Source organism: Streptomyces sp. P5F9, assembly GCF_057961495.1.
Map to the genome: position 1 here is coordinate 22,061 of NZ_JBXVPZ010000009.1, position 25,056 is coordinate 47,116.

Consider the following 25,056-nt stretch of genomic DNA (forward strand, 5'->3'; position numbering starts at 1 on the left):
ACACCGGCCCGATCGCCTGTGCCGGCCCGTCAGAACCCGACCGCTGTGCCTTCTTGACCTGAGATCGGCAGGAGGGAGGACGGGCCACAGCCTCCGGTGACGATGATCGCGCTTTTCGGGGAGGTCCAGGTGCCCGCATCCGGGTGTCCTTCACGATGGGAGCTGTTGCCTTGCTCGGCGACGGCGCTTACCTCAATCGCGATATGGCGGTGCCGCACGACGACAATGCCGCTCACCGTGAGGTCCGCGCCCGTGTGGAACATGTCATCCCGCCTGGAGAACTACGAGATCCGCCGCGACTGCCGGCAGCGCTGCGACGGCCTCCATCACGCCGTCCAGACCGTCGCCCACCTGTACAACCTTGCCCTCGCCTCATGAACGCACGACGCCACTCACCCGCTCCGACTGCCCAGTTCACGGCCTTCTGCAACACCCTTTAGGTATGACTGCCACCGCTCGGCCCCCTCAGGGTGATGTCGTCGGCGTAGTACGTGCCCTGCGCGTACCAGCCGTGCACGTAGATGGTCGCGCTGGTCTGGGACGCGCCGGTGGTGAACGAGACGGTCAGAGGGCGGTAGGCGGAGGGGGAATTGGTCCAGGTGGAGGTGCCGCCGTTCACGCCCAGGTAGACATAGGAGCCCCGGACCCAGCCACTGAGTGAGTAGGTGGTGTTCGGCCGTACCACGACGGTCTGGTCGCACTGTGCGGTGTCGCGCGAACTCACCCTGCCCTGAAGGGCTTTGGAGCCCGTGTGGACGGGGGAGGCGACGATCGAACCCGGGTTGCCGGCGCAGTTCCACGGCGAGACGTTGCCCGACTCGAAGCCGGGGTTGGTCAGGACGTCGGATGCCCCGACGGCGCTCGGGGCGGCCGATGTCGGGGTGGCTGAGGCGCTTGCCGGGGGTGCGGCCGGGGTGGCCTCGGTAGCGCTGGGGATCAGGAGGGAGCAGCCGAAGCCGGCGACGGCCGCGGCGGCGGCGACCGCGATCGTCACGGCCGCCCGGCGCTGTCCGGGCCCCAGGCGCGGGCGGTCTGCGGAGCGCGGTGGCCGGACGCCGTCGTCGAGTACGGGGACTTCCACCGTCGTGCCGCCGCGGACGGGCGGGAGTTCCTCTGTATCGCCGCCGGTCGGGGTGTGCGGGACGGGTACGGCCTCGGCCGTGTGGGTGCGGTAGTCCTTGTCCTGGCGTATCTCGTCGAGGAGTTGGGCCAGTGCGTCGGTGCTGCGCGGGCGCACCACGAGGACGGGCTCCAGCGCGGTGTGGTCGTCCGGTGAGCCGGAGGCGGGTGGTGTGGGCACGGTGCTTTCCTTCCGTCCCGTGGCGGGGACCGGGGCTGTCCCTCGCGAAATGGATACGCAACGCCCGCGCCGGAGGTTCAGCCGGTGCACCGCAGACGCCAGGGCACCTTGGTCTGGCAGCACCGCACAGCTCGTACGTGGTGAATCAGCCCGCTTGAGCGGTGGCCGGTCCGCTGAGCGGAACACAGGGCGACGCCGTGCTTTCGGCGGAACACGCTGTCCACGAACAAGGCGATATCGGGTTTCCGGTCGACAAGTCAGAGGAGTCACGACGATGAAGATCCGAAACAGGATCACGGTCCTGGCGGCGACGTTCGTGAGTTGTGCGGGCATGGTCACGTTGGCGACGGGGGCAAGCGCCGCCACGCCGACCACGGACTCTACGGCGGGCATATCCGCCCGCGTCACGGCCGCAGCGGCTGCGAGCAGCTATCACACGATCAAGAACATGGCTTACACCCAATGCGTGGACGCGCCCGGCGGGGTACTCAACGTCAGACTCCAGCTGGCCAACTGCAACGGCTCCAGCACCCAGAACTGGGCGTTCGTGTCGACCGGTGCTGCGGACACCTACTACCTGGTGAATCAGGCGAGTGGGTACTGCGCCGAAGTCAACAACGGCACCAGCGTTCCAGGAGAGGCCGTCGACGAATACCTCTGCGACGGACTGGCGTCGGAACAGTGGGTGGAGACCCCCGCGATCGTCGACCAGAAGGTCGGCGCGAAATTCAGGCACGTGGGTACCAATCTGTGCCTCGACACGGTCAGCAGTACCGGCAGCCAGCTCATGCAATGGAGTTGCGACGACGCACACCCGGCAGCGGCCCAGGTGTGGACCGTGAGCTAGGTCGTTGCTGAAGAGCCTGTCGGCGGCCACGGCACAACGGCAGGGCCCCTTGGTGGTTCGGGGGCCCAGCTGACAAAGGCTTTGCCCGTGCCCCGACCCGTGCCGGAAAATTCTCGGCGTGGCGGACATGGGACCCAGCGAAGAAGAGACACCGGACGGCCTGTTGGGCTGGTGCCTGGTGGCCAACGTGGCGCGGGAGACCGCACACGGCGAGGGCGGCCTCGACATCCAGCACGGCACGAAGCACTTCCGCACAGGTGCCCTGCTGTGGATCCCGCCCGTCCCCTGGGACCCCGGCTGGGGTCGCTGGCCCGCGGTCGGCCGCCACCGCGGGAACGGCCGCCGGTACGTCAACATGGTCGTGCGCGCGGAGGACCTGGAGAACTTCCGGGTCAAGGGTGTCTACAGCGAGGCCCTCGTCCGCAGCCTCAACGGCTACCGGCACGACCCGTCCGCCCCGCGGACCCTGCAGGACCCGTGGACGCGCGAGCGGGCCCAGAGCTGGGCGGACGGCTGCAACAGCAACCGGGAGCCGCTCTTCATCGAGGGCCACCCCTACGCCCACCCGCGGATGTCCGTTCCCAACCCGCCGCCGGCAGAACTCCAGGTCGACGGTGAGACGCTCCATCTCGCTCACTACGGCACCAGGGGAGCCCGCTACAGCCGTACGCCACCGCCCGTGGAATGGACCCCCGAGCCCTGAGCGGGACTGTCGAAAGTCTCGCCAGGGTCTGTGCGCCGGCGCGGAGCCGGCCGAGGTTTCTCTCCGGGCCGGGAACAGTGTGGAGGTGTCCTGTCCCCGTCCGCGAAGTGTCACCAAGGCCGGCGCAGCGCGGCATCAGTACTGCTCGGTCTCCACGAAACCGGCGTCCACGTCGTCGTCGGCACCGTAGGTGTCGGCAGCGGCGGACAGGTTCAGTCCGGGCGGGCTGTCCTTCAGGCCGAGGCCCATGCCGGCCAGCTTCTCCTTGACCTCGTCGATGGACTTCGCACCGAAGTTGCGGATGTCCATCAGGTCGGCCTCGGAACGAGCCAGAAGCTCACCCACCGAGTGGACGCCCTCGCGCTTGAGGCAGTTGTAGGAGCGGACCGTGAGCTCAAGCTCCTCGATCGGCAGGGCGAGGTCGGCGGCAAGGGCGGCGTCCGTCGGGGACGGGCCCATGTCGATGCCCTCGGCGTCGATGTTCAGCTCGCGGGCGAGACCGAACAGCTCCACCAGGGTCTTGCCGGCGGACGCCATGGCGTCACGGGGACGCATGGCCTGCTTCGTCTCGACGTCGACGATGAGCTTGTCGAAGTCGGTCCGCTGCTCGACACGGGTCGCCTCGACCTTGTACGTGACCTTGAGCACCGGGCTGTAGATGGAGTCGACCGGGATACGGCCGATCTCCTGGCCCACCTGCTTGTTCTGCACGGCGGAGACGTAGCCGCGGCCGCGCTCGACGGTCAGCTCCATCTCCAGCTTGCCCTTGCCGTTGAGCGTGGCGAGGACGAGGTCGGGGTTGTGCACCTCGACACCGGCCGGGGGCGCGATGTCGGCGGCGGTGACCAGACCCGGACCCTGCTTGCGCAGGTACATCACGACAGGCTCGTCCTGCTCACTGCTGACGACGAGCTGCTTGATGTTGAGGATCAGGTCGGTGACGTCCTCCTTGACGCCCGGCACGGTGGTGAACTCGTGCAGCACTCCGTCGATACGGATGGACGTGACAGCCGCACCGGGGATTGAGGAGAGGAGCGTACGGCGCAGGGAGTTGCCGAGGGTGTAGCCGAAGCCCGGCTCCAGCGGCTCGATCACGAACCGGGAGCGGAACTCGTCGACGACCTCTTCGGTCAACGAGGGGCGCTGAGCGATCAGCATGCGGTGTTGCCTCCAGTGGTTTGGCGCCCGCTATGTGACGCCGTAGACACCACGAAGCCTACGGGGCGGCACGGGCGATACGGTCTCTGCCGTGGCCGAACCGCCCGTCTCCCCGACCCGGCGAGGAGACTTTGGGCCGTTTGTTTCCGCCCGCCGCCTCCACCCACAACCGTTTCCGCCTTGTCCATGTCCCCAGCACTCGGGTGCGCGGGACGGGCAGGCAGGGATGTGAGGTCAGGGTCGGCTGATGTCGTGGTCATGGAGTATATGCGGCTCCAAGATCGCGTCGACCAGCGCGGGGGCGTGCCGGAGGGCTACGCCCGTCTGTGGGCCGCAGTGCGTCGGGGCGCCCCCGATCGATGACCCTGCCGTCGTCCATCACCACCACGACATCGGCGGTGGCCGCCTGGGACAGGCGGTGGGCGACGACGACCGCGGTACGGCCCTCGGCCACGGCGAGGGCCGCCCGGTCGAGGGCCTGGGCGGTGTCGCTACCGCCTTCCGCCGTGGCCTCGTCCATGACGATCACCTCGGGGTCGAGCAACAGGACGCGAGCCAGGGCGAGTTGCTGTGCCCGGCGCGGGGTGCCACCGACGCGACCGGTGCCGACCGGGCTGTCCACGCCGTCCGGGGCCGCGTCGATCCACCCCGATGCGCCTACGGCGGCGAGCGCGGTGGCCAGGTCTGGCGCCGGGTCGTCACGGCGGGCGAGTCGGAGGTTGTCCGCGAGGGTCCCGAGGAACAGGTGGTGTTCCCGGGTCACCAGCATGATCCGGCGCCGCCCGTCCGGCGTGGGGGCGGCGAGGTCGGCGGTGTCGGCGGTGTCGGCGCCGCCGAGGGTGAACCGTCCCGAGGACGAGAGACGCAGGCCCGCGATGAGGGTCGCCAGCGTGGACTTGCCCGACCCCGTGCGGTACGCGGGGGCCGGTGCCGTAACGGTGGTGGACGTTCATGCACCACAAGTGCCGTTCCTGGACGGCTGATCGGGCCCCGCGGACGTTCGGCCGGTGCGGGTCCGCCGAGCGTGACGCCGACGACCCTGGCGAGGCCGGCCGCCGCCTCCTGCACTCTGTCGAAGCTGCCGAGCATCATGTTGACGGGGTCGAACAGCCCCCGAAGAACAGCGCGGCCATGGTCGCGGCAAACACGTCGGCCGGCCCCGCGTGCACCAGGGCGTACGCCGGGACCAACACCGTGCTCAGGCCGAGGCGCAGCGCGGCGTACGCGCCCAGCAGCGCGGAGGCACGGCGTCCGTCGGCGGTACGGCGCGCCGCGTAGAGCGGGTGCGAGGTGCGCAGGTACCAGCTCAGGGCGTACGCCTGGAGCGGCACCGCGAGGTGTGCCGGGAGCACGAACCGCCAGTCCAGGGCGGCCAGTCCGACGAGGCTCGCGGCGATCGTCAGCGCCGCCGTGACGGAGGCGCCCTGCGCTCCGGACGCCACCTGCGATTCCCGGTCCACGTCACCGGAGACCCGGGAGACTAGATCGCCGGTGCCGCCGGCCTTGACGACGTTCACGGGCAGGTCGAGCGCGCCCGGCAGTACGGCCGCGCACCAACCGGTCACGGCACCGGCTGCGGCGGCCCCCGCCGGCAACCGCACCGGGCCGACCAGCGCGACGGGGCCGTCGGTCGGCGATGGCCCGGGTGAAACGGCCGATGGCCGTAGGCCCGGCGAGCGTGCGGGCGCTGTCGATCCCGAGGGCTGCGACGGCGGCCCACAGCATGAGCCACCGGCCCTGAAGCGCGTCCCGAAGCCGGGCCCGCGTCTGCCGAGCCGTGGCCGCCGGCAGTACTGGCGCCGGGGTGAGGGGCTGATGGGCGGTGGCGGGTGCGGTGGTCATCGGGTTGTGGTCCTGGGGGTGTCGGGGTGCGGGGGAGTTAGACCTGCGCTCGGAGCAACGGACCTGCCGGGCGCGAGAGATGGGCCGCCGCTCGGTGTAGTCGTCCTCGTCGTGCGGGTGTCGGATCGGTGTTCGGTGTAGTCAATCCGGGGCGTGGGGGTGTCGGATCGGCGACCGGCTCACTGGTCTTGGGGTTCGCGGACGTTGGACCAGTCCGCGATGCAACAGCCTTGAACTGCGCGGCTGTTGAACCGGCACTGGACGACATGATCGCAACGCGCCAACCACGTGGGGCTGTTGGTGACGACCAGCGTGGTGCGACCCGCCCTCGCCCTGCGAACGCGCTCGGCGATCGCGTGGTGGAAACGGCAGGCTGGTTCAGGGTGTTGGGGCGGTGAGGGGTGGTCCGGGTCCTGGGTGCGCCGATTCGGCGGGTCATCGATCGGGGTGATCTCGCGCGCCCGGGTGTCCAGTGTGGTGGCGACGGCTGTTGACGTGGTCTGGGGGTTGCCGGGGACCTGCATGTCGCGCTTGACGCGACTGCCGATGCGGCTGGTTTCCGGTGCGGGCATCTCCGCCTCGAAGGCCTCAAACTGCCGCAGGAAGAGGCGCCCGGCACCGTTCGGGCACTTGGGTATTCGGCGGGACGTTCGACATCGGTAAGTCGACTGTTGCCCAAGTCGTGGCGGAGTGGGAGGTGCTGTTCGCGATGGACGCCCGTCCTTCGAACGAACGGGCGTCCATCGCGGGCCGTCAGCGGGTGAGGAGGCGCGGGTCTGTTGAGCAGAGTGAACGTCAAGTCGCGGCCCTGAGGGTGAGTTACCCCTTCGTCGCGAACGACAGCGTGCCGGACGCGGTCGTATCGCCGTTCTGTGTGATCTGGAAGGCCCAGCCGTCCTCGACCGGCGCGCACTCGACATGGACGGGTGCGTTCCATTCGGTGAAGCGCAGGGCTTGCATGTGGCAGCCGTTCAGTCGGCCTGGGGCGGCGCCTGACAAGCAGGCCGCCTGGCGGGCCGCTTCCAGGAGGACCATGCCAGGTACGTGGTCGCTCGGGTGATCGAAGAAGCGTGGATGGCGCAGGTCGGCCGGTGCTACCAGCAAGGTTCCGGAGGGGGCGCGGACCAGCATCACGTCGCCGGGGGAAGGGACCGACACCTCGGTGGGCAAGGGGCGCGAGTGCACGTTGTCCGGAATGGGGCCGGCAGTGGCGTTCGGGCCGCGGAGCGTCTCGTACTCCTCCTCCGACAGGACACGGACGCGTCCGAAGGCCGAGCCGAACTCCCGCCCGGCGGCGGAGAATTGGATCCGTACGTTCAGCGCGACCGGCCAGGGGACGTCATCGACGCGGCGTACGTCGTGCACCTCGGCCCGGCACAGGACGTCGGTGGCGCCGTAGCCGACGACCGGTTCTGTGGCGTTGTCGAGTTGGAAGCCGACGCTTCTGATGACGGGCTTGCTCGTGCTCGGGACGCCGAGGAAGCGCTGGCAGATGTATAGGCCGACCTGGCGGATGGTCTCGGCGGCCAGCATCGGATCGTGCCGTTCGGCGGAACCGGGATCGGAACCGGAACCGGAACCGGATGTGGCGTACGAGCGTGGCCACTGCGCGGCGAGGAGGTAACGGCCGTCGGGCAGCGCTCGGGCGTCGGTGAGCAGGACTTCGGCGACCGCGTTCCGGTGTACGAGGGTCCGGGACACGCAACTGTCCCAGCTCAGCGTCAGCTCTTCCGCGTCGGCTTCCGGAGGTGTGAGAGAAGGTGATTCAGTCATTAAATAATAGAAGCTATGGTTCCCTGGCATCGGTGCGGGAAATGGCTGCCTGTCGGCTAGATTCACCGGAAAAGACGATCTGGCACGCAGGACAGGGACGACCGAGAATATGCAGGAACGCGCGGAAGTCACCCGACGGGCTGTTCTGGCGACGGCCGCGGTGCTGTTCGAACAGCATGGGTACGTCGGTACGAGCATCAGCGATGTGGCGCGAACGAGCGGGTACACCAGCGGGGCGATCTATTTCCATTTCGGCAGCAAGGAAGGGCTGGCCCGGGGTGTCCTGGAAGCCCATTTCGCCGAATGGCCTCGATATGTGGAGCGTTGGGAATCCCAGGAGGGTCCTGTACTCGACCGGTTGGTGGGTCTGAGCCTCGCCGTGGCCCGGGAATTCCGTGACAACGTGATCGTCCGCGCCGGCAACAGGCTCTGGAACGAGCGCAGAACCATCCCCGTCTCCCTGCCCCGGCCGTTCGTGGGCTGGATCGACGTGGTCTCCCACATGCTGGCCGCCGCCGGGCGGGCGGGGGAACTCGCCCCCGGCGTCGACGCCGAGCGCGCCGCACGCGTCCTCGTCTCCAGCTTCTTCGGGGTGCACACCGTCTCGGACGCACTGGACGACCGCCGCAACATCGAGGAAGCGGTGAGCGACCTGTGGATGATCCTGCTGCCGGGGTTGCAGGCGGCGCCGGTTGATCCGGCGAAGTGCCTGGAGGGGGCGAGGACGTTGTTGGGGGCTACTCGGGGGTGGCCTGCGCCGAGTGTGAAATGAGAGCGCGCGCGATCCGACCGGGCGTTGCCTGACCGAGGCGATGCTGCTCCCGAAGTGCACGGCCGCCCGCTCAACACCCTTACCGTCGGTGTGAGTTCAATCGGTGTGAGTTCAATCGGCGCGGGTTCAATCGGCGTGACTTCAAGACGCCGCAGCAGCCGATCAGTCCGGACCGGACCACGCCCGTCATTACCCCCAGGACCGCTCACCTGCCCTACGGCAAACCTGGGGTGCAGGGACTTCGGCAACGCCCGGCAAGGAGGCGGTCTCATGAGTGAGCGTGTGGCGGTGGTGGTCGGTGCGGGCGGTGGCCTGGGTCTTGCCACGGCACAGGTACTCGCGGACGCCGGGTTCGGCGTGACGGCGGTCGACCGTACGGAGAAGGCGCCGGAGCGACTGCCCGACAGCACCCGCCAGGAGGTGGGCGACGCGACCGACCCGGCCGTGGCCAGGAGCGCCATCGACCGGATCGCCACCGAGTCCGGACCTCCCGAGGCACTGGTGAACACCCTCGGCGCGTTCCGCCCCGTCGGCAGTGACGTCACCGAACAGCGGCGGCCGCTCCGTGAGTTGACGTCGGCGCAGCCCTTGCCCCCGACGTGACCATGACGTCGACCACGCTGGGCGGTGTCCCCGTCGCCGCGATCACGGTCGACGGAGTCGAACCCCGGCACGTCGTCCTGTACTTCCACGGCGGCTTGTACGTTCTGGGCGACGCCGCGAGCGCCGCAGGCCTGGCCTCACAGGTGGGCCGGCGGACCAGTGCCAAGGTCTACTCCGTCGACTACCGGCTTGCCCCCGAGCACCCGTACCCGGCGGCGGTGGACGACGCCCTGGCGACCTACGAAGCCCTCCTGAAGGACGGCACCGGCCCCGTGGACATCGTCCTCGCCGGGGAGTCGGCGGGCGGCGGACTCGTCGTCGCCACCCTGGTCAGCGCCCGTGACCGCGGACTGCCGCTGCCCGCCGCGGCCTACGTCATGTCGCCGTACGTCGGCCTCACCCTGGCCGGGGCGAGCATCGAGACCAAGCGCGAGGCCGATCCGCTGCTCAGCCGGGATCTCCTCGAACCCCGGGTCACCGACTACACGGCGGGACAGGATCCCGCTCTCGGCCTGATCAGCCCCGTCTTCGCGGACCTGTCGGGCCTGCCGCCCCTGATCATCCAGGTCGGCACCCACGAGGCCCTCCTCGACGACGCCGTACTCCTCGCCCAGCAGGCCGCCGGCGCGGACGTCGAGGTCACGCTGGAGGTCACCCCCCGGGTCCCGCATGTCCTCCAGGCGTATCAGCCGCTCCTCGACGAAGCGGCCGTCGCGCTGGACCGGGCCGGAGGGTTCCTGTCCGCGCAGCTGGACAGCGCCGCCGGAAAGCCGGTGTCGTAGGAACCCGGTGACGACCTCTCACCCGACCACTGGCGTCGATGTCGTCGGCGAGCTCTCGGCTCAATCCTCCGAGCCCCGCTGCCCGGAACGGCTCCTGCGCCTGTCGGCGACCGAGTCGGCGAGCGGCACCACGATCCAGCAGAGGTAGGCCCAGTGGGTGAAGAGCGAGACCGGGATCGAGATCAGGAAGCCCAGTGCCACCATGCCGAGGCGGCGGATGGCCCGGGTGAAGAGTTGGGGCGGGGTGCCGGGGCGCTGGAGGCCGTCGCGGGGGACCTCGCGCACCATCAGTATGAACAGGAGGCAGGCCAGGAACTGTACGACGGCGTAGAAGACGAACCGCGCCTGGAACCCTCCCTCGCCGCTGATCACGTCGGTCGCGAACGGGGTGACCACCAGCATCAGCAGCCAGTACATGGTGAGGGCCGTCAACCGGCTGTTGGTCGCCGTGACGTGGCGGAACACCCGGTGGTGCGAGCGCCAGTGCGCGGCGATCACCACGAAACTGATCATGAACGCCAGGTAGCTCTCACGGTGTGACGTGGCCGAGTGCCACAGCTCGGAGTTGGTCGTTCCCTCCGGTACCGGAAGTTCCAGAGCCAGCAGTGTGAGCGCGATGGCGACCACCGCGTCCCCGAAGAACGTGAGGCGCTCGCCGGAGACCGCGCGGACCTCCATGTCCTCGTCCGCGGACGGCAGTTCTTGATCAGTCGAGACATCCATGGCAGCAGAGAATGCCACAGGCCGAAGGGCCCCTCGGACGCGCCTGGCACCGAGGGCCGGGCCGGGGGGAGTGGTACTGCTGGTCCTACCCGCACGGCTGGCGGCCGGCGCGTGCGGAAGAGGATCATCGGACGGACAGAGCACGGCCCCGACCGGAGACAGCTGATCGCGCAGAACGGACAGCCGCATGACCATGGCCTACCTCGCACAGCCCGAGCAGCAGCAGAGACTCGAATGGCTCGACGGCGGCGAGTTCGCCGTACTCCTCGACGCCGCGGCCACCGGCGGACAGCTGACCGTGGGACGGTTCTCCGTCGCCAAGGGCGAGGCACCGCCGTACCACAAGCACACCCGTGAGGACGAGGTCTTCATGCTCATCAAGGGGAGTGCGCTGCTGTGGTGCGACGATGAGGAGATGGAGCTGTCGGAGGGCGGCATCGTCTTCCTGCCGCGGAACGTGCCGCACGGCTACCGGATCACCTCCGACACCGCCGACCTGCTGATGATCTGCACGCCCGGTGGCATCGAGGGCATGTTCCGGCACGCGGGACGTGACCTCACGACCCCGCGCCCCGAGGGCTTCGAGATCTCGCGGGACATCATGGCCGAGGCCGCCGACATGTACGGCCAGATCATCGTCGGCCCGCCGCGCTGACCCACGGCTCCACGGCTCCACCGCACCGACCGGAACCAAGAAAGGCTCAGCCATGTCCCGGCAACAGCGCCAGGCCCTCGACGAGATGCTGCGGCACGGCCCGCTCGACCTCGGAGGGGACGTGGCCCAACAGCGCGCCCTCTTCCACGGCATGATGACGTCCATACCGTTGCCGCCCGACGTCTCCACCACCGAGGGCGAACTGGGCGGCGTACCGGTCGTCACCGTCGAGACGCCGGGGAACGACCCGGCGAGCGTCCTGCTGTATCTGCACGGCGGCGCGTACGTCATCGGCTCGGCGGCAGACGCCGCGGGTCTGGCCGCCGAGGTCTCCCGGCGCACCGGTGCCCGCGCCGTCTGCGTCGACTACCGGCTGGCCCCCGAGCACCCCTTCCCAGCGGCGGTCGACGACGCCCTGGCCGTGTACCGGGCCCTGCTCGACGGCGGAATTCCCAGTACCGCCATCGCCTTCGTCGGGGAGTCCGCGGGCGGCGGTCTCGTCGCCGCGACACTGGTCGCCGTCAAGGACGCGGGCCTGCCTCAGCCCTCCTCGGCCGCGGTCTTCTCCCCGTGGGTAGACCTGACCGTGTCCGGCGACAGCGCGGTGAGCAAGGCGGCGGTCGACGCCTCACTGACCCCGGAAGGCCTGCGCATCCGTGCCCGCGACTACCTCGGCACCACGGACCCGACCACCCCGCACGTCAGCCCCGTCTTCGCCGATCTGACCGGCCTGGCGCCCCTGTTCATCCAGGTCGGCTCGTACGAGATCCTCCTGGACGACGCCGTACGGCTGGCCGCACGCGCCGCCGAGCACGACGTCCACGTAGAACTCCAGGTCTGGCCCGAAGTCCCGCACGTCTTCCAGGCGTTCGCCGCGATGCTCGACGAGGGCGCCGCCGCGCTCGACGCCGCCGGCGCCTTCATCCGGGCCCGGTGGGCCGACGGCGCCGACGCAGGCAAGCCGGACGAGGCATTGCCGACCGGGGCCTCGTCGTAGGCGGACGGCGGACGACGGACGACGGCGCGGGCCGGCGGAGAGTAAAGACTCCGCCGCCCGGACGTTGAACGTCCGTGTACCGCGCGCCAGTTGAACAACAATGTGTTCCATGGCTACGACGAACCACTTCGGCATCGCTCTGCGGGGGTGGCGCGAGCGCGTGTCACCGCAGGACAGCGGGCTGGAGGCGGGCGGGGACCGGCGCATTCCCGGCCTGCGCCGGGAGGAACTGGCCCGGCTGGCCGGTCTGTCGGTCGACTACGTGGTCCGGCTGGAACAGGGCCGCGCCCGGAACCCCTCGGCCCAGGTCGTCACCGCACTGGCCAGGGCGCTGCGCCTCGAACCGTCCGAGCGCGACCACCTGTTCCGCTGCGCCCACCTCGCACCGCCCCCGGCCGGGAACGTGTCCCGTCACGTCCCCGCGAGGGTGCACCGGCTGGTGGGGCAGCTGGCCGGCAACCCCACCGCGGTGTTCGCCGCCGACTGGACCCTCATCAGCTGGAACGGGATGTGGAACGAGGTGGTCGGTGACCCCCGGACGTACGGCTGGAGGGAACTCAACCTCGTCGCCGGGATGTTCCGGTCCATCGATGGTCGACGGCGGGAACCGATCGCGGCCTGGCCGGTGCGGTCCTGGGCGGGCGACGAGGTCGAGGAGGAGGACCTCGTCGCCGACCTGCGGATGACGGCGGCCGCCCATCCCCATGACGCGCGGCTCGCCGCCTTCGTCGACCGCATGCTGCACGACAGCCCGCGCTTCGCCCGCCTCTGGTCCAACGGCACAGCCCGCACCAACGTCGGCGACCGCAAGACCGTCGAGCACCCCCGGGTGGGGAACATCGGCCTCGACCTCGACGTCGTGATGGCCGCGGGCACCGACCTCAGGATCGTCACGTACACGGCGGCGGCCGGGACGACGGATGCGGAGAAGCTGGACGCCCTGCGTGCCACCTGTCCGGAGCCGGGTCGGGGCCTGGCCCACGCCATGTCGGGCCGCGACGCCGCGAGTTGAGGACGAAGGCAGCGGTCCGTCAGCCCTCTTGGTCCCCGTCCGCGACGGACAGGGCATCGGTGATCAGGCGGGTGGCGAAGTCCTCGTCGTCGGTGATGCGGTTGATGTGCTCCGCGAGCAGAAAGGCCGTGGCCTCCAGCGGAGTCATCTCCTCCTTGGTCCAGTCCCCGTACTGCGCACGCCACAGGTTCGGGCTCAGCCCGGTGCCCGCGGCGATGGCCAGCCCGGCCATCATCGGGATCGCTTCCGGGCGCACGCTCCTGGGCATCATCCGCATCGTGGCCACGAGGCTGGGCACCACGTACTCGATGACGTCCTTCTCGTGCTCCTCATGAGCCTTCCGCAGCCACGTCATGAACATGTAGATCAGCGTGCACGTGCCGTCCAGCATGTCATTGAGCCCCTTGGCCCCCAGCGTCGCGATGAACTGGTCCATCAACGCCTGCTGTTCGGGATCGGTCGCACTCTTCCCGTCATGAACGGTCTTCAGCCGAGAGTCGATCATCATGATCGCCGCACCGACATCACCGACGGGAGCGTGCGCGGGGTCGCAGGGCGATGACACAGGATTCCTCCTCGGGTGACTGCGGTGGGTAACTCCACGTGTTCGTACAGTAGATGGCCGGTGCGGTCGGAGGTGGGGGTTTATCGGGTTTCACGGCTACGGGGTGGTGGCGGAGTCCGGATTCTTCCGGTGGGCGGGCGAAGGCATGTGCAGTGCGCTCTAGAACGCGGGCCGATGGGCGGAAGTGTGGGCGTACTCCCGCTCGGACCAGGCGACGCGGGCGCCGATCAACTCGTCCGCGTCGTTTGTTACGCTCCCCAGGCCTCCCGCGGGGGAAGTCCGGTGAGAATCCGGCGCTGACCCGCAACGGTGTGCGTGGCGACCCCGGTCGTCGCGCGAGTCCGATCGCCCGTGGGTGGTGCGACCCGTTGACTGCTCGCCGTGGACTGCGAGAGGAGATCGAGCGGCCGGCACGGTCGTCCGGGCTGTCTCCTCGATCGAGGCTCACCAGGCGGCCCCAGGTGAAGGACCGCCGATCGTGCTCCGACGTCCCAGAACCGGCTCCGGCCGTGGCCAGAGTCCAGGGCGTGATCCCCGCCGCATACCCCAACCCCTTCTGCTGCTCGGGCTGTTGCTCCTGCTCGGTGTCTCCGTCGTGTGCGGCGTCGGTCTGGGCGCGGCCGGAATCGGCACGGGGGACATGTTCCGGTTCCTGTGGGCCGGCGCCACCGGCGGGACCGTGCACGCCGGCGACGCCGCCGCCTACACCATCGTCTGGGAGATCCGGCTGCCACGGGTCGTCCTCGCGGCCGTCGTCGGGGCCGGACTCTCCGCCGTCGGCGTGGCCGTACAGGCCATGGTCCGCAACGCGCTCGCCGATCCGTTCGTGCTCGGCATCTCCTCGGGCGCGGCGGTCGGCGCCAACGCCGTCATCCTGCTGGGCGCGTTCGCGTGGCTGGGAGTGTGGGCGCTGTCGGCGTCGGCCTTCGCCTCGGCACTCGCGGCCATGGTCCTCGTCTACGCCGTGGCCCGCTCGCCGCACGGTCTCACCCCGCTGCGGCTGATCCTGACGGGGACCGCGCTGGCGTACGGCTTCGAAGCCGTCACCACCGTGATGGTGTTCGGCGCGGCCCGGGGCGAGGCGGCCCGCTCGGCGATGATGTGGCTGCTGGGGAGCCTCGGCGGGGCGACCTGGGCACAGGTGCCGGTGGCCGCCGTCACCGTGGCGGCCGGCTGGGCGTGGCTGCGATGGCGCGCGGAGTCGCTCAACGCGCTCGCGACAGGGGACGAGACCTCCGCCGCGCTCGGCGTCCAACCCGCCGGGCTGCGCCGGGAGTTGTTCCTCGTGACCGCCGCCGTGACGGGCACGGTCGTCGCCGTCAGCGGAGCCATCGGCTTCGTCGGACTGATGGTGCCGCACCTCGTACGGATGCTCGTCGGCGCCGATCACCGCAAGGTCCTCGCGGTCGCTCCGCTCGCCGGAGCGGTGCTCCTGGTGTGGGCGGACGTACTGTCCCGGCTGCTTCTGGCGCCCGCCGAACTGCCGGTCGGCGTGATCACCGCGGTCGTGGGAGTGCCCGCCTTCCTGTTGCTCATGCGGCGCGGTGGCTATGGGTTCGGGGGGCGTTGATGAGGCTCGACATCGAGGGGCTGTCGGTCGACGCGGGCGCGGTGCGGCTGGTGGAGGACATCCGGCTGGTCGTGGACAGCGGAGCCTTCGTCGGGCTCGTGGGCCCCAACGGCAGTGGGAAATCGACCCTGTTGCGGTGCGTTTACCGGGCGCTGCGACCGGCCGACGGCGTGGTCCGGCTCGACGGCGGCGACGTCCACGCCATGGAACCACGCGCCGCCGCACGGCAGTTGGCCGCGCTGCCGCAGGAGTCGTCGGCCGAGTTCGACTTCACCGTGGCCGAAGTGGTCGCCATGGGCCGACTGCCCCACCGGGACCGGACTGCCGCCTCGGACCGGGAGATCTGCGCCGGAGCCATGGAACGCACCGGTGTCGCCCACCTCGCCGACCGCGGGTTCCTCGCCCTTTCCGGCGGCGAGAGGCAACGCGTCCTGATCGCCCGCGCTCTCGCCCAACGCCCCCGCGTCCTGGTCCTCGACGAACCCACCAACCACCTCGACATCGCGCACCAGTTGGACGTGCTCTCGCTGGTCCGCGGCAGCGGCCTGACCGTGCTGGCGGCCCTGCACGACCTCAACCTCGCCGCCGCCCACTGCGACCTGCTGTACGTGATCGCGAACGGCCGGATCGTCGCCTCCGGCGCGCCGCACGAGGTCCTCCAACCCGCCCTGCTCGCCGAGGTGTTCGGGGTCCGCGCGCACCCCGTACGGCACCCGGAGACCGGCGCCGTCCAGCTCCTGTTCGACCTGCTCCCGCCCGCTGTGTAAAGGACAACTCCCCCCCATGCGCAAGCTGCTTGCAGCCGCCCTCTGCCTCGCCGCGACCGTCACCGCCGGGTGCGGCGCCACAGTCGAGCCCACGCCGCGGAACGCCATGTCCTCCGCCGTCACCCTCACCAACTGCGGCCAGAAGGTGACCTACAAGACGGTCCCCGAGCGGGTCGTCACCAATGACGTCGGCATCACGGAGCTGATGTTCGCCCTCGGTCTGGAGAACCGCATGGCCGGGTTCGCCATGCCCGACGACAAGGGTGACCTGACCGACGTCCCCTGGAAGGACGGCTACAAGAAGGTGAAGTGGCTGTCCAGGGACCAACTCACCAAGGAGAACGTCCTCGACGCCCGCGCCGATCTCGTCTTCGCCGGCTGGAACTACGGCTTCCGCGACGACAGCGGCTTCACCCCCGACGCCCTGAAGAAGCTCGGCATCCCCTCGTACGTCCTCACCGAGTCCTGCCGCAACGGCCGCACCGACATCTCACGCGGCATCATGCCGCCCTTGAGCGCCCTCTACGCGGACCTCACCAACCTCGGAAAACTCTTCGGCGTCGAGAAGCGCGCGGCCACCCTGATCGCCGACTTCAAGAAGCAGATCGCCGCCGTGCACACCAAGGCCCCGGCGAAGAGCCCCAAGGTCTTCCTCTACGACAGCGGCCAGGACGCCCCGTTCACCTCCGGCCGCTACGCCGCCCCCGACCAGATCATCAGCGAGGCCGGCGGCACCAACGTCATGCACGACGTCAACGACTCCTGGACCACGGTCGGTTGGGAGAGCGTCGTGCAGCGCGACCCCGACGTCATCGTCATCTGCGACTACGGTGACGTGAGCGCTGAACAGAAGAAGAAGTTCCTCCTCTCCTACGCCCCGCTGCGCAACGTCTCCGCCGTCAAGCACCACCGGATCTTCGCCCTCGACTACGTCGACCTCGTCGAAAGCCCCCGCAACCCGTCGGCCATCGCCCGACTCGGCGCGTATCTGCGGACGGTGGCCGCGGCGAAGGCCACCGACTAGGGAGAGTGCCAGGGCCCCTGCGGGTCAAGGCGCCTGGCGCAGGGCGGTGGCCATCCACTCCCGGACGGCCGCCGCCCGGTCCGGGTCCGGCTTGGGCGTGCCGTTGACCGTTGCCGCCAGGGACTGGTACCTGGTCAGCAGCCTGAGACCGGTCGCCTTCGCCAGCCGCTGTGCCGCCTTGCCGTTGGGGTCGAACTCGACGATGCCGCGCCGGGCCTTGTCGATGTCGTGGTCCCCTGTCATGGCGGCGACCATCTCGGCGTTGCCGGCGGCCACCCGCTCGGCGAGCTCCCGGGCCCGCGGCGATTCCGCCGGCGTACCGGCTTCCTGGGCGGCCCGTGCCTCCAGGAGGAGCTTCCGGTGCCGCTCGACACGGGCCGTCATCTCCGGTGAGGCCATCAACGTGCCCTGCGGGGTGCTGAAAGTGCGGTGGAAGAAGTCCCGGAGCGCCGTGCGGAACTCCTCGTCCCGCACGACCTCGGCGAGCTCGATCCAGGCCTCCAACTGCTCGGTGGACGGCTCCTCGGGCAGATGCGGCCGCAAGCCGTGCAGTCCCTCGACATAGCTGGGGTGGACGTCCAGGCCGTCGGTCACGAAGTCCCAGAACTGGTCGATGAGCCGGTCACGGTCGTCGTCGGACATCGACACGAGCTTGTGCATCAGGCTCACCTGTTCCGCTGTGGTGTGCTGCCGCGTGATGGACCGCAGCACGGCACGACGCGCCCGGAACTGCCTCAACTGGTCCTCGACCAACCGCAGATGCGTGACGGCAAGGTCGTGCAGGCTGGTCTCCTCGGCCAGTACCCGGCGGATGCCGTCCAGGCCGGCGCCCAAGTCGCGCAGAGTGCGCACGAGTTCGAGCCGGGCGATGGCGTGCACGTCGTACCGCCGGAAGCCGCCCTCGGTGAGACCGGTCGGCGTGACGACGCCCTCGTCGGCGTAGAACCTGATCGCGCTCACGCTCAGGCCGGTGCGGCGGGCGACGTCCCCGATGGAGTAGAGCTGCCGTTCGTTCACACCCAGCACTATGGGATCTCAAGTGACCTGAGAGTCAAGGGGGTTGGGCCCTGCTCGGATCCGTCCCAGGGGTGGCCGACTCCGTGGGCCGCAGGTCGGCGGTACTGCTCCGGGACGTCCCGGACGACGGCGCCGGCGGTGACGCGGAACCCCCGTCACCGCCCGTACGCCCCAGCAGCAGGCCCCCGCAGACCGCCGCCGCCCCGCCGACACGCAGTGTTTCCGGCTGCGCACACGATGCGTACAGTCGAGTCGAGCGTAGTGCCCTAGTGCCTCAACTCGACCTGCACAGAGGGAAGTTCAGATCGGCGGCGGTCTCACCTGACGAGTTCGGTCGGCTCGTCCAACTGCGTCAGCTTCCGCGGGTTGCGCACCACGTAGATCCGGGTGACCCGGCCGTCCTCCACCACGACACTGATCGCGGACGGTTCGCCGTCGAACTCGATCCGGCCCCCCGGTTCACCGTTGAGCCACACGGGCGTGGTGTCGAAGGCGGCCACCAACGCGTGCGCGCGGGCGAGGATCGGCGCCACCAGCTCGACGCCGTGGATCGGGGCGAGCGCGGCGGGGACCACCCCGCCACCGTCGGTCACCAGCACCACGTCCGGTGCCATCACCTCCATCAGCTCCTGCAACTGCCCGGTCCGCAAGGCGCCCAAGAACCGTTCCACCACGGCCTGTTGCTCCGACCGGCTCACCCGTACCCGCGGCCGCCGGGCCGCCACGTGCTCCCGCGCCCGCCGCGCGACCTGCCGCACCGCGGCCGCGGACTTCCCGATGACCTCGGCGATCTCGCCGTACGGCAGCTCGAAGACCTCGCGCAGCACGAACACCGCCCGCTCGGTGGGTCCGAGCGTCTCCAGCACGGTCAGCATCGCGATCGAGACGCTCTCCGCGAGCTCGACGTCCTCGGCGACATCGGGACTGGTCAGCAAGGGTTCCGGCAGCCACTCGCCCACGTACTCCTCGCGGCGGCGCGACACCGTGCGCAGCCGGTTGAGCGCCTGCCGGGTGACAAGCCGGATCAGGTACGACCGCGGGTCCCGCACCTGCGACCGGTCACCGTCGGCCCACCGCAGCCAGGACTCCTGCAGCACGTCCTCCGCGTCGGCCGCCGACCCGAGCATCTCGTAGGCGACCGTGAACAGGAGGCCGCGGTGGGCGACGAACGGGTCCCCGGTCACGCCGTCGGCCGTCATGCCGTCGACGCTGCGTCGGCGCCGGCGTGCCCCGCCCGGGAGGCCGGCGGAATCCCGCACGCGTCCGAGTATCCCTGCGAGGTGATCCCGTGCGCCGTGTTGCACCTGGCCGCCATGTTGGCGAAGCCGATGAACACGGTGAGTTCGACGAGCGCGGCCGGGCCGAGCCGGTCGAGCAGGCTCTTGGACAACTCGTCGGTGACGGTCGGCGGTGTGTTCGTCATGGCCTCCGCGTACGCGAGCACGTCCCGCTCCAGCGGAGTGAACACCTCCGACTGCCGCCAGCGTGGCACCTGGCTCGCCTTGGCCAGGTCCAGGTTTTGGTTCAAAGCGTGGAAGTAGTTGACGTCGAGGCACCAGCTGCAGCCGACCTGGGCCGCGACGGCCATGTGCGCGAACGTCTTGAGACCCGCGTCGGCCGCGTCCCACGTGCTCACCTTCGCCGCGAACTCCTGGTTCGCCTCGGCGAGTCGGGGCTGGTTCCACAGCACTTCGACGGGCTCGGGCACGGCCCCGAGCTGCTTGATCATGTTCTCGCGGAGCCCGGCGGGAAGCTCGGCCTTCGGAACGCGAAGCGTCACGGTGTTCTCCCTGCATGTGGTGTACGTGTGCCGGTGGCGGTTCGACATCAAGACACCGGCCGGCCCGCGGATGTGACACCGGGACCAGGGGGCTCCGGGTCGGCCACCGTGCTTGGCCGCTTCGCGCGCGGGTACTCGGCCGTCATGATGATCTCCGAGAACGAACACGTGGACCTCGCCGCGTCCGGCGCCGCCATGGGCCTGGTGGTGGCCTTCGCCGGTGGACTCGTCATCGTCGCGCTGCTGGTGTGGGCCGTCCGATGGGGCATCAACGTGCGGCAGCGGGAACCGGCGCCGCCGCGGCCGGACGAGCAGCCCCGGCTGCCGGAATCCGGTGCCGTCGGCGAGATCCTGGAACATCGGGAGCCGGACGAGGTGCCGCGCGCCCCCGACGGCGAGCGGCTCCTGCCGCACGACCTCCACCACTCCGGAAGCCGGCGCAGCGAGAACCAGGAGCGTCCGCGCTGGAACGAGGGGCCCGGCGGTTCCTGATGGCCGGCATCCGCACCACGGGCGACACCCGGACCGTACGGGCGGGCCGCCGCAGCCTCGCGGTCCACCGGCCCGACAAGGTGCTGTTCCCCGCTGACGGGAACGGCAAGGAGTACACGAAGGGCGACCTCGTCGCGTACTACCGGGCCGTCGCCCCCTTCATACTGCCGCACCTGCGCGGACGCCCGCTGATGCTGGAACGGCACCCGGACGGCGTCGACGGCCCCCGGTTCATGCAGAAGAACATCCCGGCGCACTACCCGGACTGGATCAGACGCGTCGAGGTGACCAAGGAGGGCGGCACGGTCACGCACCTCGTCTGCGACGACACCGCCACGCTCGTGTATCTGGCCGACCAGGCCTGCCTCACCCCGCACCGCTGGCTGTCCCGGGCCGGCCGGCTCCACCGGCCCGACCGCCTGGTCTTCGACCTCGACCCGTCGGACGGAGGCGACGGGGACGACTTCGCCGCCGTACGCCAAGCCGCCCTGCTCCTGCGGGAGTTGCTCGACGAACTACGGCTGCCGTCCGCGCCGATGACCACCGGCTCACGCGGTCTGCACCTGGTCGTGCCCCTCGACGGACAGCAGGACTTCGACGCGGTACGCGCCTTCGCCAAGGATGTCGCCGACCACCTCGCCGAGGCGCACCCCGGCCAACTCACCACCGCCGCACGCAAGAAGGACCGCGGCGACCGCCTCTACCTCGACGTGCAGCGCAACGGCTACGCGCAGACCGCTGTCGCCCCCTACGCCGTCCGCGCGAAACCCGGAGCCCCGGTCGCCGTGCCCGTCAGCTGGGACCAACTCGACGACCCGGACCTCGGCGCCCGCCGCTGGACCATCACGGACGCCGTGGACCAGGCCCGCACCAACCCCTGGGCGGGACTGACGGGTCGGGGACGCTCCCTCGCCCCGGCCGGACGACGGCTCGACGACCTGCGCGGCTGAGTGACCAACGCCTCGCAACGAAGATCAACCAGGACGACTGACGGATCGGCCTGTGGGTACTCACCGGTTCATGCGAATGAGTGTGGTGGACGTGGGTTCGAACACGGTGCGGCTTGTGGTGGCCGACCTGGAGGACGGCGTGCCGCTGCCCGTGCACACGGCCAAGTGGAAGCTACGGCTCTCCGAGCGCGTCGGCCAGCCGTACGGGGAGATCCCCGAGGACTCCGTACGCCACCTCGTGAAGGCGGTGTCGGCCGCCGCGGACACCGCCCGCAGTTGGGGCGCGGCAGGCCCACTCGCCTTTGCCACGGCGGTGGTTCGGGGCGCGCCGAACCGGCTCGACGTTCTCCGCGCGGTGCGCGCCGAGACCGGCGTACGGCTCTGCACGCTGCCGGGAGAGGTCGAGGGCGAGCTGACCTTCCTCGGCGCCCGCCGCTGGATGGGCTGGCGCGCCGGACCGCTCGCCCTGTTCGACATCGGCGGCGGTTCCTTCGAAGTCGCCTTCGGCCGCGGCCGGTTGCCCGACTTCGTCGCGTCCCTGCCGCTCGGCGCAGGCCGGCTGACCCGGGACTTCCTCTACGGCCAGGACCCGCCGCCCGAGCGTGCGGTCAAGGCGCTGCGTCGCGAGGTACGGCACCAACTGCGCGACGTGGCCGCACGGATCCGCTGGGAAGGGCCCCGCACCACCGTCGTCACGTCCCGCACCTTTCAACAGCTGGCCCGGCTCTGCGGCGCCGCTCCCGGACGCCAAGGTCCCTTTGTGGAACGGCGGTTGGCGCGGGCGGACCTGCGCGTGGGCCTCGACCGGCTGGCCGCCCTCGCCGCTGCCGACCGGGCCCTGCTCCCCGGCGTGTCGGCACCGCGGGCCGCGCAGAGCCTGGCCGGAGCCGTGGTCGGGCACACGGTCATGAAGCTCACCGGCATCAAGACCGTCACCGTCTGCCCCTGGGGCATCCGTGAAGGAGTGCTGCTGCGGTACATCGAGGACGGCGGGGCCTGGTGGACGGAGATGACGCGGCGCAGCGACGACACCGAGGCGGCTGGAGCGGTCGCCCTGCGGATCGCACCGGTGCCGAAGCCGAGACCCGCCGGCGGATAGGCGACGTCCGCGCCGCGCCGTCCTGCGCCGGGCGTGAGATCTCGGCGACCGCCGTCGAGATCCGCTGTTGCAGAGGCTCGGGCAGCGGCGCTCCGTTCACCGAGTCGACGAGTTCTTCGGCCAGTTGATGGAGTTTGGTGTTCGAGCGCTGGGAGACGTCGACCAGGACGCTCCAGGCGTCCTCGCGGCTGAGACCGAAGGAGGCCATCAGGACGCCGCGGGCCAGGTCGATGACCGGCCGGGTCAGCATCGCGCGCTTGAGCTGCACGACTTCGGTGCGCAGCTCCTCGGCCTCGTCGGACACGCCGTTCTCCTCCGTCAGGTCGTGCGTCGTGGGGGAATGTTCGTGTCAGGTGTCGACCACCCCGTCGGCGGCCGTGAGTCCTGGCAGGTGGCTGAACAGCGACGAGGTGTCGGTGAGCGCGAACAGCCGCTCGACCCCGGCACAGTCGCAGAAACCGACTCCGGCCAGGTCGAGGTCCAGCCCAGCCTTGCGGGCGACCGGGCCAGTGCCGACCGCAGGGCGCGCCACACCGTTTGTTCCGTGTCGACGTCGATCTCCCCGGAGACCACGACGACCGTCGGGGGATCCGCCCTGGACATGGGGAAGACCGCACATATCGTCCGGACCCCGCTCCTGAGAGGAGCGCCACGTTCGTGTTCCTGCATGGCAGCCGCTCCCGAGGCATCCGCCCTGTCTTCCGCCCGGTCAAGTCTTGCCCGCCGCATTTAGCGCGCGATGCAGGCTCACCGAAAGAGCCGTACAGGAGATCATTTCCGAGCTGGAACGGGACGGCTGTCTCTCCCACGCGCGGGAGGGGCGGACCACTCCACCCTCGCCCAGCACGACGACCGGCGCGAGCACTCGTTCACGGCACCGGCCGATGAGCAGGACTCGGACTCCGAACTCGCCGAGTGACTCGCCCACTTGGGGCGGGGGTGCTGGGTCGCCGGTGATTGACAAACCTGTGACGGTACGTCAATCACCGTGGACGGCAAGGGCGTTGGGTGGCAGGCATTGAGGCTTAGAGGGACACCTCAACTGCCGTGACGCGACAGGGTCGGTGGCCCGTCGGACCGTACGCCGCCCATGCGTCTGTGCGTCGTTCATGCGCCGCTCCGGCCGGCCGGCTCACCCTCCACCACTGCCTCCGCCAGTTCCTGCGCCGAGGCGTAGCGCGCGTCGTGCGGCAGCCGTTCCACCAGTTCCACCAGGCTGTCCGGCGCGTACTTCTCGCGCAGTGCGCCGCCCAGTTCGCGGGGGCCCGCGGGGAACGACGTACGGCCGAGGATCTTCGCCAGTTCCAGCCGGACCGTCTCCAGAGGCACGGACGCGCCGCTCGGCGTCACGGGCCCGCCCGCGATCACCGGGTCGTCGTCGGCGGTCGGCTCCGGGTCGTTCCACTCCTCGGTCCGGGTCGGGTGCCCGGAACGCAGCAGCCCCTGCAGTTCGTGCTTCATCTCCTCGTCCCGGTGGACGCTCAGTCGGTCGCTTCCGCGTTCCATGATCCGCTCCATGTCTGTCGGGGGAGTCCGACGCGTACCCGGGGCCATGGAGCCGACACGTCCCCTCACCCGCCCGCCTGATTGACCACCTTTCGTCATGGCATGACGGCCGGGAGTCATTGCCTTCGGACAATTGTTTCAGGGCTCTTCGCGCGGGAAGGCGCAAGGAGAGTGCTTCGGACAGGAGGCACGTCCGTGGGAGCCGGTGCATGCCGGATCGCGGGTGTGTTGCGCCTGGTCGATGCGTGCCCGCTCCCATGGGGACCGTCCTTCGACAACCCCTTGAGGGAGTTGTGAGCACCACCATGGACACAGTCACCACCCGGAAGCGCCATCCGCACGACGACGCCCCCCGTACCGCCGCCGCCTTCGCCCGCCTCTCACACCTGCCCGACGGACCCGAACGGGCCGCCCTGCGCGACGAACTCGTCCGGGTGTGGCTCCCGATGGCCGAACGTATCGCCGGTCGCTATCGCGGAAAGGGCGAGCCCTACGAGGACCTGCGCCAGGTCGCGGCACTCGGTCTCGTCAAGGCCGTCGACGGCTACGACCCCGAGCGCGGCCACGCCTTCGAGAGTTACGCCGTGCCGACCGTCACCGGCGAGATCAAGCGCCACTTCCGTGACCACATGTGGGCCCTGCACGTGCCCCGGCGTGTGCAGGAACTCCGCAACAGGGTGCGCACCGCCCTGCGGGACCTGTCCGCGACGGGGTCGGACCGGCGCCCGAGCGTCGCCGAGATCGCCGAGTACACGCAGCTGAGCGAGGAGGACGTACAGGCCGGTCTGGAGGCGCTGGACAGCTTCACCGCGCTCTCGCTGGACGCCGAGGCGCCGGGCGAGGACGCGGGGATGACGCTCGTCGGCCTGCTGGGGGAGTGCGACGCCGGATTCGACCTGGTCGTCGACCGCGAGGCGGTCAAGCCCGCCCTGCGGACACTCCCCGAACGCGAACGCACCATCCTCTACCTCCGCTTCTTCCGCGGTATGACCCAGAGCCGCATAGCGGAGCACCTCGGCGTCTCCCAGATGCACGTCTCCCGGCTGATCAGCACCTCCTGCGCCCAGGTGCGCGAACGCGTACTGGCCGACGCCGCGTAGGCGCTCCGCTGGGTGCCGC

At 70.1% G+C, this 25,056-nt stretch carries 27 protein-coding genes and 4 pseudogenes; 16 read left to right on the forward strand and 15 right to left on the reverse strand.

The annotated features are described in order from the left end of the window. Nucleotides 1–29: 29 nt before the first annotated feature. Complete coding sequence (locus AC31A1_RS03180) at nt 30–263, reverse strand: hypothetical protein (protein WP_489651746.1); 234 nt, start codon at nt 261–263, stop codon at nt 30–32. Here AC31A1_RS03180 and AC31A1_RS03185 point away from each other — a divergent pair. After that, nucleotides 171–378 (forward strand): annotated as a pseudogene (locus AC31A1_RS03185) (IS5/IS1182 family transposase); the annotation flags it as partial. The gene AC31A1_RS03180 and the pseudogene AC31A1_RS03185 sit on opposite strands and share 93 nt — an antisense overlap. 70 nt (nt 379–448) lie before the next feature. On the opposite strand, the pseudogene AC31A1_RS03190 reads toward AC31A1_RS03185, so the two are convergent. Continuing rightward, nucleotides 449–850 (reverse strand): annotated as a pseudogene (locus AC31A1_RS03190) (carbohydrate binding domain-containing protein); the annotation flags it as partial. Nucleotides 851–1,574: 724 nt separating this feature from the next. Between AC31A1_RS03190 and AC31A1_RS03195 the strand changes: the two are divergent. Both AC31A1_RS03195 and AC31A1_RS03200 read left to right on the forward strand, forming a co-directional pair. Next, the gene (locus AC31A1_RS03195; RefSeq protein ID WP_489651704.1) at nt 1,575–2,147 is read left to right on the forward strand and encodes an RICIN domain-containing protein; all 573 of its coding nucleotides are present in this window, start codon (nt 1,575–1,577) and stop codon (nt 2,145–2,147) included. A gap of 127 nt (nt 2,148–2,274) precedes the next feature. Then, nucleotides 2,275–2,850 (forward strand): hypothetical protein, encoded by a 576-nt coding sequence (locus tag AC31A1_RS03200; RefSeq protein ID WP_489651741.1) that lies wholly within the window; start codon nt 2,275–2,277, stop codon nt 2,848–2,850. A gap of 135 nt (nt 2,851–2,985) precedes the next feature. Here AC31A1_RS03200 and AC31A1_RS03205 read toward each other — a convergent pair whose 3' ends face one another. The 5 genes and pseudogenes from AC31A1_RS03205 to AC31A1_RS03225 form a co-directional block, all read right to left on the reverse strand. Next, nucleotides 2,986–4,008 (reverse strand): DNA-directed RNA polymerase subunit alpha, encoded by a 1,023-nt coding sequence (locus AC31A1_RS03205; protein ID WP_033280953.1) that lies wholly within the window; start codon nt 4,006–4,008, stop codon nt 2,986–2,988. 256 nt (nt 4,009–4,264) lie between these two features. Beyond that, nucleotides 4,265–4,906: pseudogene (locus AC31A1_RS03210) on the reverse strand (ATP-binding cassette domain-containing protein); the annotation flags it as partial. Between the two features lie 190 nt (nt 4,907–5,096). Beyond that, on the reverse strand, nt 5,097–5,609 hold the full coding sequence (locus AC31A1_RS03215; protein WP_489651705.1) for a hypothetical protein: 513 nt from the start codon (nt 5,607–5,609) through the stop codon (nt 5,097–5,099). Between the two features lie 420 nt (nt 5,610–6,029). Beyond that, nucleotides 6,030–6,422: a hypothetical protein gene (locus AC31A1_RS03220; protein ID WP_489651706.1), complete on the reverse strand. Its 393-nt coding sequence runs from the start codon at nt 6,420–6,422 to the stop codon at nt 6,030–6,032. Nucleotides 6,423–6,669: 247 nt separating this feature from the next. Next, entirely contained in the window at nt 6,670–7,551 is an 882-nt protein-coding gene (locus tag AC31A1_RS03225) for a ScbA/BarX family gamma-butyrolactone biosynthesis protein (protein WP_489651707.1), read from the reverse strand. A 181-nt stretch (nt 7,552–7,732) separates the two neighbouring features. On the opposite strand from AC31A1_RS03225, the gene AC31A1_RS03230 reads away from it, so the two are divergent. The 3 genes from AC31A1_RS03230 to AC31A1_RS03240 all read left to right on the forward strand — a co-directional run bounded on the left by AC31A1_RS03230 (nt 7,733) and on the right by AC31A1_RS03240 (nt 9,780). Further along, the gene (locus AC31A1_RS03230; RefSeq protein WP_489651708.1) at nt 7,733–8,395 is read left to right on the forward strand and encodes a ScbR family autoregulator-binding transcription factor; all 663 of its coding nucleotides are present in this window, start codon (nt 7,733–7,735) and stop codon (nt 8,393–8,395) included. A gap of 270 nt (nt 8,396–8,665) precedes the next feature. Then, nucleotides 8,666–8,998, forward strand: coding sequence for an SDR family NAD(P)-dependent oxidoreductase (locus AC31A1_RS03235; RefSeq protein WP_489651709.1), 333 nt, complete (start codon nt 8,666–8,668; stop codon nt 8,996–8,998). A gap of 2 nt (nt 8,999–9,000) precedes the next feature. Continuing rightward, entirely contained in the window at nt 9,001–9,780 is a 780-nt protein-coding gene (locus tag AC31A1_RS03240) for an alpha/beta hydrolase (RefSeq protein ID WP_489651710.1), read from the forward strand. A 60-nt stretch (nt 9,781–9,840) separates the two neighbouring features. Here the strand turns inward: AC31A1_RS03240 and AC31A1_RS03245 are convergent, their stop codons facing one another. Next, nucleotides 9,841–10,503: a TMEM175 family protein gene (locus AC31A1_RS03245; protein WP_489651711.1), complete on the reverse strand. Its 663-nt coding sequence runs from the start codon at nt 10,501–10,503 to the stop codon at nt 9,841–9,843. A 187-nt stretch (nt 10,504–10,690) separates the two neighbouring features. On the opposite strand from AC31A1_RS03245, the gene AC31A1_RS03250 reads away from it, so the two are divergent. The 3 genes from AC31A1_RS03250 (at nt 10,691) to AC31A1_RS03260 (ending at nt 13,167) form a co-directional block, all read left to right on the forward strand. Continuing rightward, nucleotides 10,691–11,158, forward strand: a complete 468-nt coding sequence (locus tag AC31A1_RS03250; protein ID WP_366492747.1) for a cupin domain-containing protein — start codon at nt 10,691–10,693, stop codon at nt 11,156–11,158. Nucleotides 11,159–11,210: 52 nt separating this feature from the next. Continuing rightward, nucleotides 11,211–12,155, forward strand: a complete 945-nt coding sequence (locus tag AC31A1_RS03255; RefSeq protein ID WP_489651712.1) for an alpha/beta hydrolase — start codon at nt 11,211–11,213, stop codon at nt 12,153–12,155. A 109-nt stretch (nt 12,156–12,264) separates the two neighbouring features. Then, the gene (locus AC31A1_RS03260) at nt 12,265–13,167 is read left to right on the forward strand and encodes a helix-turn-helix transcriptional regulator (protein ID WP_489651713.1); all 903 of its coding nucleotides are present in this window, start codon (nt 12,265–12,267) and stop codon (nt 13,165–13,167) included. Nucleotides 13,168–13,186: 19 nt separating this feature from the next. Here the strand turns inward: AC31A1_RS03260 and AC31A1_RS03265 are convergent, their stop codons facing one another. Beyond that, nucleotides 13,187–13,732, reverse strand: coding sequence for a hypothetical protein (locus AC31A1_RS03265; protein ID WP_489651714.1), 546 nt, complete (start codon nt 13,730–13,732; stop codon nt 13,187–13,189). Between the two features lie 478 nt (nt 13,733–14,210). Here AC31A1_RS03265 and AC31A1_RS03270 point away from each other — a divergent pair, with 478 nt between their 5' ends. From AC31A1_RS03270 to AC31A1_RS03280, 3 genes are read left to right on the forward strand one after another with little or no spacing between them, the layout of a single operon-like run. Continuing rightward, complete coding sequence (locus AC31A1_RS03270; RefSeq protein WP_489651715.1) at nt 14,211–15,302, forward strand: FecCD family ABC transporter permease; 1,092 nt, start codon at nt 14,211–14,213, stop codon at nt 15,300–15,302. Then, complete coding sequence (locus AC31A1_RS03275; RefSeq protein ID WP_489651716.1) at nt 15,302–16,069, forward strand: ABC transporter ATP-binding protein; 768 nt, start codon at nt 15,302–15,304, stop codon at nt 16,067–16,069. The genes AC31A1_RS03270 and AC31A1_RS03275 overlap by 1 nt, the downstream gene beginning before the upstream one ends. Nucleotides 16,070–16,085: 16 nt before the next feature. After that, a complete protein-coding gene (locus AC31A1_RS03280) occupies nt 16,086–17,093 on the forward strand; it encodes an ABC transporter substrate-binding protein (protein ID WP_489651717.1) in 1,008 nt (335 codons plus the stop codon). A 24-nt stretch (nt 17,094–17,117) separates the two neighbouring features. Here the strand turns inward: AC31A1_RS03280 and AC31A1_RS03285 are convergent, their stop codons facing one another. The 3 genes from AC31A1_RS03285 to AC31A1_RS03295 form a co-directional block, all read right to left on the reverse strand. Further along, nucleotides 17,118–18,110 carry a helix-turn-helix domain-containing protein gene (locus AC31A1_RS03285; RefSeq protein ID WP_489651718.1) on the reverse strand — a complete coding sequence of 331 codons (993 nt, stop codon included), beginning with the start codon at nt 18,108–18,110 and terminating at the stop codon, nt 17,118–17,120. A gap of 317 nt (nt 18,111–18,427) precedes the next feature. Further along, complete coding sequence (locus AC31A1_RS03290) at nt 18,428–19,294, reverse strand: RNA polymerase sigma-70 factor (protein ID WP_489651742.1); 867 nt, start codon at nt 19,292–19,294, stop codon at nt 18,428–18,430. A gap of 11 nt (nt 19,295–19,305) precedes the next feature. Further along, on the reverse strand, nt 19,306–19,890 hold the full coding sequence (locus AC31A1_RS03295) for a carboxymuconolactone decarboxylase family protein (RefSeq protein ID WP_489651719.1): 585 nt from the start codon (nt 19,888–19,890) through the stop codon (nt 19,306–19,308). A gap of 144 nt (nt 19,891–20,034) precedes the next feature. Between AC31A1_RS03295 and AC31A1_RS03300 the strand changes: the two genes are divergently transcribed. From AC31A1_RS03300 to AC31A1_RS03310, 3 genes are all read left to right on the forward strand, one after another. Further along, entirely contained in the window at nt 20,035–20,382 is a 348-nt protein-coding gene (locus AC31A1_RS03300; RefSeq protein WP_489651720.1) for a DUF6479 family protein, read from the forward strand. Beyond that, complete coding sequence (gene ligD / locus AC31A1_RS03305) at nt 20,382–21,332, forward strand: non-homologous end-joining DNA ligase (RefSeq protein WP_489651721.1); 951 nt, start codon at nt 20,382–20,384, stop codon at nt 21,330–21,332. Before AC31A1_RS03300 ends, ligD begins: the two co-directional genes overlap by 1 nt. 70 nt (nt 21,333–21,402) lie before the next feature. Further along, nucleotides 21,403–22,431: a Ppx/GppA family phosphatase gene (locus AC31A1_RS03310; RefSeq protein WP_489651722.1), complete on the forward strand. Its 1,029-nt coding sequence runs from the start codon at nt 21,403–21,405 to the stop codon at nt 22,429–22,431. A 166-nt stretch (nt 22,432–22,597) separates the two neighbouring features. Here AC31A1_RS03310 and AC31A1_RS03315 read toward each other — a convergent pair. The 3 genes and pseudogenes from AC31A1_RS03315 to AC31A1_RS03325 form a co-directional block, all read right to left on the reverse strand. Beyond that, nucleotides 22,598–22,681 (reverse strand): annotated as a pseudogene (locus tag AC31A1_RS03315) (ANTAR domain-containing protein); the annotation flags it as partial. Between the two features lie 99 nt (nt 22,682–22,780). Further along, on the reverse strand, nt 22,781–22,963 hold the full coding sequence (locus AC31A1_RS03320) for a hypothetical protein (RefSeq protein ID WP_489651723.1): 183 nt from the start codon (nt 22,961–22,963) through the stop codon (nt 22,781–22,783). A gap of 575 nt (nt 22,964–23,538) precedes the next feature. Then, entirely contained in the window at nt 23,539–23,937 is a 399-nt protein-coding gene (locus AC31A1_RS03325) for a DUF2795 domain-containing protein (protein ID WP_489651724.1), read from the reverse strand. Between the two features lie 305 nt (nt 23,938–24,242). Here AC31A1_RS03325 and AC31A1_RS03330 point away from each other — a divergent pair, with 305 nt between their 5' ends. Further along, complete coding sequence (locus tag AC31A1_RS03330; protein WP_489651725.1) at nt 24,243–25,037, forward strand: SigB/SigF/SigG family RNA polymerase sigma factor; 795 nt, start codon at nt 24,243–24,245, stop codon at nt 25,035–25,037. Nucleotides 25,038–25,056: the final 19 nt, after the last annotated feature.